This window comes from Bradyrhizobium sp. CCBAU 51627 (genome assembly GCF_028128765.1).
Taxonomy (GTDB): domain Bacteria; phylum Pseudomonadota; class Alphaproteobacteria; order Rhizobiales; family Xanthobacteraceae; genus Bradyrhizobium.
This window is the reverse complement of record NZ_LBJG01000001.1, coordinates 19,914-32,191: the sequence shown is the minus strand read 5'-3', so window position 1 is coordinate 32,191 and position 12,278 is coordinate 19,914. Positions and strand designations below refer to the sequence as shown.

Genomic DNA, 12,278 nt, shown 5'->3' with positions numbered 1-12,278 from the left:
TTGAAGTTAGAAGACCAGAGCTCTGTCACGCGCTTGAATCGAGCCGCGCGCCGGCTGCTGCAGATAGTCATGCACTACCGTGCCCAGCCCGAGCGTGAGGTCGGCGCGGATGTGAACGGCGGAGACGATCTCCAGCACCGGCAGTTCGGCGACCGGTGCCAGGGCGTGTCGCGTCAGGGCAAGCGCCGCCGGCCCGTTCCAGGCGCCTTTCAGCACGATGTCCTCGAGCCGGTATTGCACGAGCTCGCAGATCCGTGGGCTGCTGTCGACGTGCGGGATGATCTTGAGGAGGAAGTTCGGCTCGTTGAGAGCAGCCTTGACCTTCGCCAGGTCGGCCTCGCGGTGCTTGTAGCCCATCGTCCCTGTGGCGACCCGAAGCGGGCCATAGTCCAGCGTGCCGATCAGCGTATCGATCTCGGTTCGCAGCGTCGGCTGCGCGAGCTTCTTCGGAAAGCCCCAGAGCTCGCGTCCGCCCGCAATTGGCCCTTCGTCGTTGAGGAACATGCAGTGGGTGTAGCCGCCTTTGCGGCCGCGGAACGACACGGGAATGACCTGTCCGCTTTCCGTATAGTCGCCAAAGCCGTTGGAGTCCGGCATGCGGATGAACTCGTATTTGACCAGCGCCTCCCGCTCGTCGACCTCCAGCGGCTCCGGCACCACGGCGCGCAGCCTGGCCGGATCGGTGCGATAGGTGATGATCAGATATTCGCGGTCGACGAAGCGGTACGGCCCGGGCGGATACGCCGGGTTGGTCAGTGGCATGGCGAAAGCGCGTCGTTTCACGTCAGTCTCGCGCATTTGCGTTCTCTCCAGATGATGAAGTTGCGGCTACTCGCGGCCATCGTGTTCGAGATCGAAGGTGAAGACCCCGTCGGGACTGGAGGGTCGGGCGAGCACCTCGGGATGACGCAGGGTGCGCAGCGCATCGTGATAGCCGGCGCGCCAATGATCCTGCATCGATAGCCGCGAGAACTCGTAGTCCTTGGAGTGGCCCTCGTGATTGCGCGCGCGATAGATCAGGTGGACGAGATTGTAGACGTTCCGCGAGACCGCCGTGCTGAGCAGCTTTACGTCCTCGTGCTCGCTGAGATCGTCGGGCAGCCTGCCGAGCAGATCCGTGAGCGCGCGTCGCAGCCGCTGCACCCGCTTGAACTGGTCGGTGCTGGCGCGGGTGCGGCTGGAATACTGGATCTCCTTGTGCCGCGTGACCACTTCAGCCATGTTGCGAGGCAGTTGACCGCGCGCACTCCAGAGGTCGACCTGGAACGCGAGCATGTCCTGCGGCGCGTCCGATTCGATTACCCATTGCAGCGGCGTGTTGGAGACGAGGCCGCCGTCCCAATAATGCTCGCCCTCGATCTCAACGGCTGGAAAGCCCGGCGGCAGCGCGCCGCTGGCCATGATGTGCTCCGGCTGGATGGCGTGGGTCGTGTTGTCGAAATAAACGAAATTCCCGGTTCGGACATTGACGGCGCCGGCGCTGAAGCGCGTCAGCCCGGCGTTGAGGCGATCGAAGTCGACCAGGCGCTCCAGCGTGGTCTTGAGCGCGCGCGTGTCGTAGATGCTGGTCGCATCGCTGGCGCCGCCGGGCTGCAACCAGGGCAGGACGGGGCGGGCGGCGAAGAATCCGGCTGCACCGCACGTCGCGGCCAAGCCGGCGCTGATCTGGTTGATGAGGTTGCGCGTGTTGTCGCTCTGCGTCCATTCGAGGAAGGGGGTGCCGGACCAATCCCATGGCGCCGTCGAGGTGACCTGAGTCCAGAAATCGCGGAGGCGATCGACACGGGATTCGGGCGGGTTGCCGGCGATGATGGCGGCGTTGATGGCCCCGATCGAAATGCCGGCGACCCAGTCGGGATGAATGCTGGCTTCGGCCAGCGCCTCATAGACGCCGGCCTGATAGGCGCCGAGCGCGCCGCCGCCTTGCAGCAGCAGGGCGATGCAATCGAAGGGCAGTTGTCGTTGTGCGGACGAGAGTTGTGATCGAGGCTGGAAGTTCATAGGCAGTGTGCTCTGTGATCGGTGATTGGAAGGCGCGCGTTAATGATGACCGGCGTTCCGCCTTCCGACCTTGGGCGGCTCGAGCATCACTTCCTTCAAATGGTCGCCGGTGGCGACGACGATCACGAAGTTGAGCTTGCCGTCCTGTCGGATCACGCCACCGGCCAGCGCGCTGCCGGCCGCCGCTCTCTCGGCGACCTCTACGGCATCCGACAATTCCTGCTTGATCCACCTCAAGGCGAGAATGTTGGCGAGATCGTCGCGATCGAGCTCCTTCAGCGACGACGTCAACTCCTTGCCGGTGATGCTGCCGGTATTGGCATCAATCGCGTTCTCCCACACGTGTTCATTTTTGATGGTGCGGACGCGGTAGATGGGCGGGCCGTCGATCTCGAAGCTGATGTCGGCCGTCTTCGAGCCGTCATGCAGGCGCTCTGCAATCGCCATCGCCCGGCTGAGCGGGACGCGTATGGTACGGAATTCCAAGAGGACGCGGCGGATGGCAGCCTCTTCGGTATCGCTTTGCGCAGTCGCAGTTTGACTGTCGACCCCTGGAGAATTCCTGATGTCCGCGACGGCGCAAGTGGCGGCGAGCGTGGCGGTCGACACGATCAGGGCAAACAAATGCTGTTTCGACATCGGATCAATCTCGAATCTGGTTGGTCAGTCGCTCGCGGCAGGCGAGTGCGCAACGACGATCTCGTTGTCGGAGGACGTCGGCAGTGACTGATTGATATCGATCACGACGCGCTCCGGTGCCTTCACGTCGGAGTGGATGCGGATTGTGGGCCGCGCAGGATCCGGCTCGCGAGGCGGCAGTTGCGCGGGCAGCACCCAGTTCGCCAGCAGAAGCAGGCAGACCAGCGCTCCACCCACCGACAGGAAATAGCCGCGCAAAGGCAGGGCGGAGTCGGTCGAAAGGCTCGCGCGCATGAACATGGTGGATCGTCGGCTCACGGTAGGTCGCTCCCGACGAGCAAATCAGATCGTCTCTTCATCAGATGCTCCAAGGGCGCGGATGCCGGCGTGCGAGCTCGGCATCGAGATAGCCGCGCTCGTCAAGCCAGTCCGTCGGACAATAGGCGCCGACTTTCGGGTGGATCATGAATCCGTCGCGCTGGAGTGCCGTTCGCGTTCCGGTGAGGCCGGTCCAAATGGCCTCTCCACTCGTTGGATCCACGTCCATCACGTCGAAGACTTCGACGAAGTTCAGCATGTCGGGACACCGGTCGTCATCTCACGCCACCTCCGACAGCCGCTCGAATTCCTCAGGCGCAACGCCTCTGCGCGCGATCTCGGACTCGATCACGTCGAACACGCATTCCACCGGTGTGATCCAAAAATTGACCCAGTAGATGATGCAGTCACGAGCGATCAGCAGGGCCGGAATCATGCGACTATCCTCCGCTCCAGCCGGGCGGTGTCGGGCTCGCGAGTGGCGAGCGAATGGGCCCACGCGATCATCGCGATCGTGATGCCCAGGAGCAGGCTCAGGGCGACGAGGCACATGGCGACAATGACGTTGAGTGACGCGGCGGCGAGCCCGGGCAACGGATTTTCGCGCATCAACGCGAACAGCAGGGTTGACATTCACGGCCTCCTTAATAAAATACACCGTATAGTTCATATAAATCCGCGCTGCCATTGGTGTCAACACGACGAGGGCCTCACAAGCGCGTGTGCAGGATCGAGACGGCGAGCTTCCGCGCTCGCCGACAAGATGCCTCAGACAGAGAAAGGATCTGAGATGACGAGATTGACGAAAGCTTTGTTTGCAGCGGTCCTAGTCGCGCTTGGCGGCGCGGCAGCATCTGCTCAGGAGAATCAGGGCACGCCGGAGCAAAGGGCGGCCTGCACGCCCGACGCCTTTCGTCTATGCGGTTCCTACATTCCAGATCCGTCGGGCGTCGAAGCCTGTCTGCGGCAGAGGAAGTCGGAATTGAGCGAAGCCTGTAGAGCGGTGTTCGACCACGCAACCACCGGATCGGCGAGGGCCAGATAAGTGCAAGATTACGGCTGACGTGACCGGGGTCAGCCTTAGCCTCCGCACTGTGGCAGAGACAGGAGCGATCCCATGAGTATCGTGTACATCCCGGCTTTGGCCGCCTTCGGCGGCTCCGCGTTCGGCGCCGTTTCGACCATCGTCAGTGGATGGTTCAGCCGGCGCCGGAGGCTTCGCGAGCGTCATCATGCCCGCTCGTTCTCGAGGCGCGAGCGGCTGTACCGCAGCTTCATTGAGGAGGCGTCGCGGCTCTACGCCGACGCGCTCGTCAGCGACAGGGCCGAGATCCCGCAACTCGTCAGTCTGTACACGCTGGTCGGCCGCATGCGGATACTTTCGAGCGGTGAAGTCGTGCATGCCGCTGAACGAACTGGTCGCCTCATCATCGAGACCTACTTGTCGCCAAACCGGACCTTCGTCGACTTGCCCGACTTCATCGAGGAGATGGACCCTTTGCGGGATTTCGGCGAAGCCTGCCGCAGCGAGCTCATGAACCTTCCGGTGCGGTGAGACACATGAGCGAGCAGATTGATGGTCGGGCAGGGAACGTGAACGTCCGCCGCAGGATCGTGCAGGCGGCTCTCCAGCTCTATTGCGAGATCGGTCACAACAAGACCACGGTCGCCGATATCGCGCGGCGCTTGTCGATGTCCGCGGCCAACATCTACCGCTTCTTTCCCTCAAAGCGGGCGATTGAGGAGGCCGTAGTAGGAGAGTTACTGGACGAGACTGTCAGGGCTGCAGCTGAGGCGGCCCGTACCCATGGGCCGGCGCTGCGACGCCTGGCGACGATCCTGAAAGCTATCGCTGACTGCAATGAAGCTCGACCGGTGCAGCATCAGAAATTGCAGGATCTGGTGACCCCGGCCGTTCGTCAGAACTGGACCGTCGTCCTGGCCTATCAGGACAAGATCCGCGGCTTGGTGCGACCGATTATTGGCACCGGGCAAGCACGGGGTGAACTGCACGACGGCAGTCCGATGGCGCTGACCTGCTGCCTGCTGGAAGCCATGGACGTTCATCTCAACCCATCGCGGGTCGGAGCTGCGACGTTGCGGCCAAGCTTCGATGCGATGCTGAGATTTTGCGCGGCCGCCCTGAGTCGCGCGCCATTGATGCAGTCGGTTGAGATGCTATCGCACGTGCAGTTCAAGGCAGCCGGCTGACGCGGTTGCCTCCAGACTCGAGCCGTCTCGAAAACGCCAGCCGCACCTAGTGCGACCAGTCCGCTTCGCAGGCTGCGAGGAAAAACCCGACCCGTTCGCGTACGAAGCCGGGAAGCTCCTTCTTCAGGTCCTTCGGCGTCTCGCCGACGAGCGAGCGAAACAGCATCGGCAGCAGGATCAGGTCGAGAAAGATCTGCGCGGTGGCACGGCTTCGTTTGGCGCTGAACGGACCCTTTGGTGTACGCGCGAGCTTCTGTGTGGCGTCGTCCAGCAGCTGCGACACCGCGGCCTGGGAGCGATCGCGCGCGGTGTCATGAACATTCCGGCTCAGTTCGGGAAAGCGCTGCGATTCGGCGATGGTGGCGCGGACCAAGTCCACCGACTCCTCCAAGAATCTTTCCACGATTGCCGAACCGAGGTTCGTCAATTTTTCCTCAATGGTGCGGCCTTCCGGCGAAAAGCCCTCGAAATCAGTCAATCCCTCAACCGTGCGAGCGACCACCGCCGCGAACAGCGCTTCCTTGCCGGGGAAATGGGCGTAGATCGTCGGCTTGCTCGCCGGCGCGAGCTCGGAAATGTCGTCGATGCTGGCGCTGCGATAGCCCTTCTCCAGAAACAGCTGCTGAGCTGCATCGAGAATGCGCGCCTGCGCATCACCGGCAAGATCCTTTGGCGGTCTGCCTCGCTTCGTCTTCTTCATTCTTGGACCTCCGAATTCACGAGTCTGTGCGCGTCGCTTTCCCACTTGACACGGCCAGCCATGAAAGGCAAGAAAAAGAAAATATACGGTATAGTTTATTATTGGACCGCGATGTTTGGCAGACCTAGCGAGTGCTCCCGGAGGATCGGGGACGCAAAGGTGGGGCGTTCGGGCCCCGATCGTTCGAGCCGAATGAGGAGAATGTCGTGACTGCTTTGAACCCGAAATCGCCCGGCTTGCAGGAAGGCGTGCTGCTGCGCGAACTGCATCACCGGGTTACCAACGGGGTTGCCTTCGCCATCGACTTGGTCTCCGCCGCCGCCATCCGGGTCGAAGGGGCGGAAGCGAAGCGCGCGCTCGGCGATGTCGTCGAGCTGCTGCATGGCTATGCCGACATGCACCGTGCGTTGGCCATGCCCACGGGTGAAACGCTGATCCACGCCGCGACCTACCTTCGCAAGCTCGGCTGCGGCATGCGCCGCGCGCTGCTCGACCGGACGAACATTCAACTGGCTTTTGCGACCCAGTCCCTCGCGCTTGAGCCGGAGCGCTGCTGGCACCTCGGGCTGATCGTCCATGAGCTCGTGATGCACGCGGCAAGGCACGCTTGTCTTGATGCCCGGGCCGGGCAGATCAGGATCAAGCTGACGCGGACCGGCGCGCTGGTGAGTTGCGTGATCCTGGACAACGGCTCGCGTCCTGCCCGGGAAGCTTCTGATCGCGAATTGCGCATTGCCAGGGATATCGCGCGGGCGCTCGGCGGCCGGATCGAGCAGGGTTTCGGCGCCGAATTCACCTCGATCGTTCTCGCGTTCCCGCTGACCGAGCGCGAACGGGGTGCAAACTGGTCGATCGCAGCGCGCCAGATGAGGGCTCCGCGCCGCACGAGAGTTACCGCTTCAAATGAAGCGGTGCTCGCGGCAAGCGCAACGGCCGATCAACGCGGACCGGCCGCTGCGACCGATCCCATTGCGGGACGACTGCGCCAGCAAGGCGGTGAAAGGGCCGTCGCTCGCCGATCCGCCGATGCGCTTGGTGGGCTGTTGTCAGCTTTCCATCATACGGACGCGCCATGACCAGCCAGTTCCCGAATCCCGTTCGAACGCCACATAAGGGCAGGGTTCTCGCCGCAGCGACCCTCCTTGTCAGCATTGCGCTGACCGGTTGCAACGATCACGCGGCGCAGACGGCTCCACGGACAACGCTGGTCCGAACCACGACCGTGCAGCCGCGCAAGCGGCAAGCCGCCATCACGTTGACCGGAGAGGTTCAAGCGCGCTTCCGTGCCGATCTTTCGTTCCGCGTCAACGGGCGTGTGGTTGCTCGCGTTGTTGACATCGGTGCTCACGTCAGCAAGGGCGACGTCCTCGCCCGCCTCGATCCGGCCGAGCAACAGGCGGATGTCGATGCTGCGACGGCGGCAGTGGCCTCTGCCGAAGCCCAATTGCGCGTGGCAAAGGCTACGTTCGAGCGGCAGAACGCGCTGATTGCAAGCGGCTTCACCACTCGCACCGTCTACGACCAGGCCCGGGAAGGTCTGCGCACCGCAGAGGGTGTACTGGAGGCCGCCAAGGCGCAGCTGGGCACCTCGCGCGATGCGCTCGGATATACCGTCCTGCGCGCTGAATCGAACGGCGTCATTACCGCGCGAAATCTCGAGGTCGGCCAGGTCGTTCCTGCTGCCCAACCCGTTTTCTCGCTTGCGCAGGACGGGGAGCGGGATGCCGTGTTCGAAGTCTATGAATCCCTCTTCCTCGGCCAGACCGACAGTCGCCGCGTGACGCTGGCGCTGGTGTCCGATCCGAGCGTGACCGCAACCGGCGAGGTGAGGGAGATTTCACCTGTGATCGACGCGAAGAGCTCCACGATCCGCGTCAAGGTGTCGATCGACAATCCGCCAGCCGCGATGACGCTGGGCGGCGCCATCGTCGGAACGGTCAAGGCGAAGCCTCAGAACGAGATCGCAGTGCCCTGGAGCGCGCTGATGGCTGCGGGCAGGAAGCCTGCCGTCTGGACGGTCGATCCGAAAACCCAAACAGCGTCGCTCAAGCCGGTCACGGTCGGCGCATACGAGGCCGGACAGGTGCTGATCAAGGCAGGGCTCGAACCCGGCGAGCGCATCGTTATTGACGGCGGCAAGCTGCTGAGTGTCGGCCAGTCCGTCACTGAAGTGGGAGACAGGTCATGAAGCGGCCCATCATCATGATCGTCGGCACGCTCGCAACCGCGTCATTGCTCGCCGGCTGCCAGCAGAAGACGAGCGCGCCGGAGCCGGTGCGCCCTGTGCTCTCGACGTTGGCCAAGCCGAACAGCGACGACGGCACGGTTGCCGTTGGCGTCGTCGAGCCGCGCTACAAGACCAACATCGGGTTTCGCGTGCTCGGACGGCTGACCTCGCGTCCGGTCTACGTTGGCGACATCGTCAAGGAAGGACAGATCATCGGTACGATCGATCCGACCGCGCTCGATCTCGCCGTTCGCGCCGCCAAAGCGCAGCTTGCGAAGGCCGAGGCGCAGCTTGCGACCGCCAAGGCCACGGAGGAGCGGCAACGCACGCTCATCACCAGCGATGCGACCACCAAGCAGACGCTCGACAATGCCGAGCAGGCGCGCGCCGGCGCCGAAGCCAGCGTCGCCCAGGAGCAGGCGAGCCTGACCAAGGCGATCGAGCAACTCGGCTACGCCCAGATCAAGGCCGATTTCGGCGGCGTCGTCACCGCCGTCGGCGCGGAAGTCGGCCAGGTGGTTTCGCCCGGTCAGACCGTGGTGACGGTCGCGCGGCCGGACATTCGTGAGGCGGTCGTCGACATTGGGGAAGACCTCCCTGTGCCGCTCGACGTCGGTCTTCCGTTTACGGTCAGTCTCCAGCTTCTTCCCGCCGTTCAGGTCGAGGGCAGGATTCGCGAGATCGCGCCGCAAGCAGATCCCGTCACGCGGCTGCGGCGCGTCCGGATCGCGCTCGCCAATCCCCCGGAAAGCTTCCGTCTCGGCGCCACCGCCACGGCAAAGCTCGGCAAGGACCAGGGCAAGGTGCTGCGCCTGCCCGTTTCAGCGGTGCTCGCCAAGGACGGCGCCGATTTCGTCTGGGTGGTCGATCAATCCACCAGCACCGTCTCCTTGCAGAAGATCGAGGGTGTCTCCGAACAGTCGGGCATCCGCGTCACTGGAGGGCTAGCCGCGGGCGCCCGCGTGGTTACCGCCGGAATTCACAGCCTCAAGCCGGGACAGCACGTCCGCTTCGAACAGGATCAAGAGCCATGAAGTCGTTCAACCTCTCCGACTGGGCGCTCGGCCATCGCTCCCTCGTCTGGTATTTCATGATCGCCTTCATGGCGGCCGGCCTGTTTGCCTATCTCCAACTGGGACGGCAGGAGGACCCCGACTTCACCATCAAGACCATGGTGATCCAGGCGCAGTGGCCGGGGGCCTCGCCTGAGGAGATGACCCGTCAGGTCACTGACCGGATCGAGAAGAAGCTCGAGGAGCTGGAATCGCTCGACTACACCAAGAGCGTGACGGTCGCGGGTCAGACCACCGTCTTCGTCTACTTGCGCGATTCGACCAAGGCGGCCGATGTAAAGCCGACCTGGGTACGCGTCCGCAACATGATCGCCGACATCAAGGGCGATTTCCCGCAAGGCGTGATCGGACCCGGCTTCAATGATCGCTTCGGCGACGTCTTCGGCAACATCTATGCCTTCACCAGCGACGGACTGAGCCAGCGCCAGCTCCGCGATCAGGTCGAGGATATCAGGGCCAAGGTGCTCACCGTGCCCGATGTGGGCAAGGTCGACATTCTCGGTGCGCAGGACGAGGTGATCTACCTCGAATTCTCCACCCGCAAGATCGCAGCCCTCGGCCTCGATGTTCACGCCATCATGAATTCGCTCCAGGGCCAGAACGCGGTGGCGCCATCAGGCGTGTTCCAGGAAGGGCCGGAGCGGATCAGCGTCCGCGTGAACGGTCAGTTCACGTCGGAAGCTAGCCTGAAGGCGGTCAATCTCCGCATCAACGATCGCTTCTTTCCGCTGACCGATGTTGCGACCATCACGCGCGGATACGTCGATCCCCCGTCCACTCTGTTCCGATACAACGGCAAGTCCGCCATTGCCCTCGCGATCGGCATGAAATCCGGTGCCAACCTGCTCCAGTTCGGTGAGGCGCTGAAGCAAGGGATGACGAAGATCATTGCCGACTTGCCGATCGGCGTCGGCGTGCACCTCGTTGCCGACCAGCCCGTGGTGGTCGAGCATGCCGTCTCGGGCTTCACCGAAGCGCTGTTCGAAGCCGTGATCATCGTGCTCGGCATCAGTTTCCTGAGCCTCGGTTCGCGTGCCGGACTCGTGGTGGCCATCGCCATTCCACTCGTGCTCGCGATCACCTTCGTCGTGATGGCCTATTGCGGTATCTCATTGCAACGCATTTCGCTGGGAGCCTTGATTATCGCGCTTGGTCTCTTGGTCGACGATGCCATGATCGCCGTCGAGATGATGGTGGCGCGGCTCGAGATCGGCGATCCCCTCGAAAAGGCGGCAACCCATGTCTATACGTCGACTGCGTTCCCGATGCTGACGGGCACGCTGGTCACCGTAGCCGGCTTCATCCCGATCGGGCTGAACAGCAGCAACGCCGGCGAGTTCACCTTCACCTTGTTCGTCGTGATCGCGGTGTCGTTGATCGTCTCCTGGATCGTCGCCGTCTTGTTCACCCCCCTGCTCGGCGTCACCATCCTGCCGGCGAAGATCAAGGGACATCACGAGCAGAAGGGCCGCCTCGGACAGATGTTCGCGCGCCTGCTGTTGTTCTGCATGCACCATCGCCGGAGCACCGTCGCGGTGACGGCTGGCGTGTTCCTGCTCGCCCTGTTCGGCTTGCAGTTCGTGCAGCAGCAGTTCTTCCCCTCGTCGGACCGCGCCGAGCTCGTGATCGACTGGAGCCTGCCGCAGAACGCCTCGATCACGGATACCAACACTCAGATGGCACGCTTCGAGCGCGAGCAGCTGCAGGGCAACGATTCGGTGGAGCACTGGTCCACCTACGTCGGTACCGGCGCGCCACGCTTCGTGCTGTCGTTCGACGTGCAGACCCCGAACACCTGGTTCGGTCAGCAGGTGATCTTGACCAAGGGCGGGATCGCCGCGCGCGACAAGCTCAAGTCGCAGTTCGAGGACTATCTGAGGAAGACGTTCCCGGGCACCGACACCTACGTGAAGCTGCTCGAAGTCGGCCCGCCCGTTGGCCGTCCGGTGCAATACCGCCTGAGCGGGCCCGACGTCGCCAAGGTCCGCGATCTCTCGCAGAAGCTTGCCGGCGTCATTCGCAGCAGTCCTGATCTCGGCAATGCGGTGTTCGACTGGATGGAGCCGGCCCGTGTCGTCAAGGTCGACGTGCTCCAGGACAAGGCGCGCCAGCTCGGCGTGACCTCGGAGGACATCGCCACCACGCTCAACTCGGTGCTCCAGGGCACGCCGATCACGCAGGTGCGCGACAGCATCTATCTCGTTAGTGTCACGGGACGTGCGACCGCACAGGAGCGCGCCTCGATCGACACGCTGCGCGACCTGCAACTAACCGGGCTCGGCGGCCAGCCGGTGCCGCTCGGTGCCGTCGCCAATCTGCGCTATGAACTCGAGCAGCCCACGATCTGGCGGCGGTCGCGGATTCCGACCATCACGCTGAAGGCCGCCGTCGTCAGTGACGTTCAGCCAAAGACGGTCGTCGATCAGCTCGCGCCGAAGGTTGCGGAGTTTACCAAGCAGCTGCCGGCCGGATATTCCGTGAGGATCGGCGGCTCAGTGGAGGAGAGTGCCAAAAGCCAGGGACCGATCGTCGCGGTCGTACCGCTGATGCTGTTCGTCATGGCCACCGTGCTGATGGTGCAGCTGCAGAGTTTTTCGCGCCTGTTCCTGGTGTTCGCGGTGGCGCCGCTCGCGCTGATCGGTGTCGTCATGGCCATGCTGCCGAGCGGCGCACCGCTGGGCTTTGTGGCCATCCTCGGCGTGCTTGCGCTCATCGGCATCCTGGTCCGCAACTCCGTGATCCTGATCGTACAGATCGAGGATCTCAAGAAGGAGGGCAGGCCCGCCTGGGATGCTGTCGTGGAAGCAACCGAGCACCGCATGCGACCGATCCTGCTCACGGCCGCTGCCGCAAGTCTCGCGCTCATTCCAATCGCACGGGAGATTTTCTGGGGCCCGATGGCCTACGCCATGATGGGCGGCATCATCGTCGGCACGCTGCTGACGCTGCTGTTCCTGCCGGCGCTCTATGTGGCCTGGTTCCGGATCCATCCGGATTATGCGGATGAATCACCTTCACACGAGCTCGAAGCCGTTGCCCACGAGGCGCCGGCCGAAGACAGGCCTGCTCACCGCTCCCCGCAGCCCGTCCTCGAGCTCCAAATCTAGAA

14 protein-coding genes are annotated in these 12,278 nt (G+C 63.5%); 6 read left to right on the top strand and 8 right to left on the bottom strand.

What is annotated here, in order from left to right:
- Positions 1–6: 6 nt before the first annotated feature.
- Genes XH88_RS00150 through XH88_RS00120 form a run of 7 tightly spaced genes read right to left on the bottom strand, consistent with a single transcriptional unit; the run spans position 7 to position 3,591 of the window.
- Positions 7–798, bottom strand: coding sequence for an acetoacetate decarboxylase (locus XH88_RS00150; protein ID WP_271613409.1), 792 nt, complete (start codon positions 796–798; stop codon positions 7–9).
- Between the two features lie 30 nt (positions 799–828).
- Complete coding sequence (locus XH88_RS00145) at positions 829–2,001, bottom strand: DUF3734 domain-containing protein (protein WP_271613408.1); 1,173 nt, start codon at positions 1,999–2,001, stop codon at positions 829–831.
- Between the two features lie 39 nt (positions 2,002–2,040).
- Positions 2,041–2,640: a PepSY domain-containing protein gene (locus XH88_RS00140; RefSeq protein ID WP_271613407.1), complete on the bottom strand. Its 600-nt coding sequence runs from the start codon at positions 2,638–2,640 to the stop codon at positions 2,041–2,043.
- A 24-nt stretch (positions 2,641–2,664) separates the two neighbouring features.
- Positions 2,665–2,958: a hypothetical protein gene (locus tag XH88_RS00135; RefSeq protein ID WP_271613406.1), complete on the bottom strand. Its 294-nt coding sequence runs from the start codon at positions 2,956–2,958 to the stop codon at positions 2,665–2,667.
- Between the two features lie 40 nt (positions 2,959–2,998).
- Complete coding sequence (locus tag XH88_RS00130; protein WP_271613405.1) at positions 2,999–3,217, bottom strand: hypothetical protein; 219 nt, start codon at positions 3,215–3,217, stop codon at positions 2,999–3,001.
- Positions 3,218–3,238: 21 nt separating this feature from the next.
- A complete protein-coding gene (locus XH88_RS00125) occupies positions 3,239–3,394 on the bottom strand; it encodes a hypothetical protein (RefSeq protein WP_271613404.1) in 156 nt (51 codons plus the stop codon).
- A complete protein-coding gene (locus XH88_RS00120; protein ID WP_271613403.1) occupies positions 3,391–3,591 on the bottom strand; it encodes a hypothetical protein in 201 nt (66 codons plus the stop codon). The genes XH88_RS00125 and XH88_RS00120 overlap by 4 nt, the downstream gene beginning before the upstream one ends.
- Positions 3,592–4,075: 484 nt before the next feature.
- On the opposite strand from XH88_RS00120, the gene XH88_RS00110 reads away from it, so the two are divergent.
- Positions 4,076–4,513, top strand: coding sequence for a hypothetical protein (locus XH88_RS00110; RefSeq protein WP_271613401.1), 438 nt, complete (start codon positions 4,076–4,078; stop codon positions 4,511–4,513).
- Between the two features lie 5 nt (positions 4,514–4,518).
- A complete protein-coding gene (locus XH88_RS00105) occupies positions 4,519–5,169 on the top strand; it encodes a TetR/AcrR family transcriptional regulator (RefSeq protein ID WP_271613400.1) in 651 nt (216 codons plus the stop codon).
- A gap of 46 nt (positions 5,170–5,215) precedes the next feature.
- Here the strand turns inward: XH88_RS00105 and XH88_RS00100 are convergent, their stop codons facing one another.
- Positions 5,216–5,869 (bottom strand): TetR/AcrR family transcriptional regulator, encoded by a 654-nt coding sequence (locus XH88_RS00100; protein WP_271613399.1) that lies wholly within the window; start codon positions 5,867–5,869, stop codon positions 5,216–5,218.
- Between the two features lie 236 nt (positions 5,870–6,105).
- On the opposite strand from XH88_RS00100, the gene XH88_RS00095 reads away from it, so the two are divergent.
- From XH88_RS00095 to XH88_RS00080, 4 genes are read left to right on the top strand one after another with little or no spacing between them, the layout of a single operon-like run.
- Positions 6,106–6,945 (top strand): ATP-binding protein, encoded by an 840-nt coding sequence (locus XH88_RS00095; RefSeq protein WP_271613398.1) that lies wholly within the window; start codon positions 6,106–6,108, stop codon positions 6,943–6,945.
- The gene (locus tag XH88_RS00090) at positions 6,942–8,057 is read left to right on the top strand and encodes an efflux RND transporter periplasmic adaptor subunit (protein ID WP_271613397.1); all 1,116 of its coding nucleotides are present in this window, start codon (positions 6,942–6,944) and stop codon (positions 8,055–8,057) included. The genes XH88_RS00095 and XH88_RS00090 overlap by 4 nt, the downstream gene beginning before the upstream one ends.
- Positions 8,054–9,130, top strand: coding sequence for an efflux RND transporter periplasmic adaptor subunit (locus XH88_RS00085; protein WP_271613396.1), 1,077 nt, complete (start codon positions 8,054–8,056; stop codon positions 9,128–9,130). Before XH88_RS00090 ends, XH88_RS00085 begins: the two co-directional genes overlap by 4 nt.
- Positions 9,127–12,276 carry an efflux RND transporter permease subunit gene (locus XH88_RS00080; RefSeq protein WP_271613395.1) on the top strand — a complete coding sequence of 1,050 codons (3,150 nt, stop codon included), beginning with the start codon at positions 9,127–9,129 and terminating at the stop codon, positions 12,274–12,276. Before XH88_RS00085 ends, XH88_RS00080 begins: the two co-directional genes overlap by 4 nt.
- Positions 12,277–12,278: the final 2 nt, after the last annotated feature.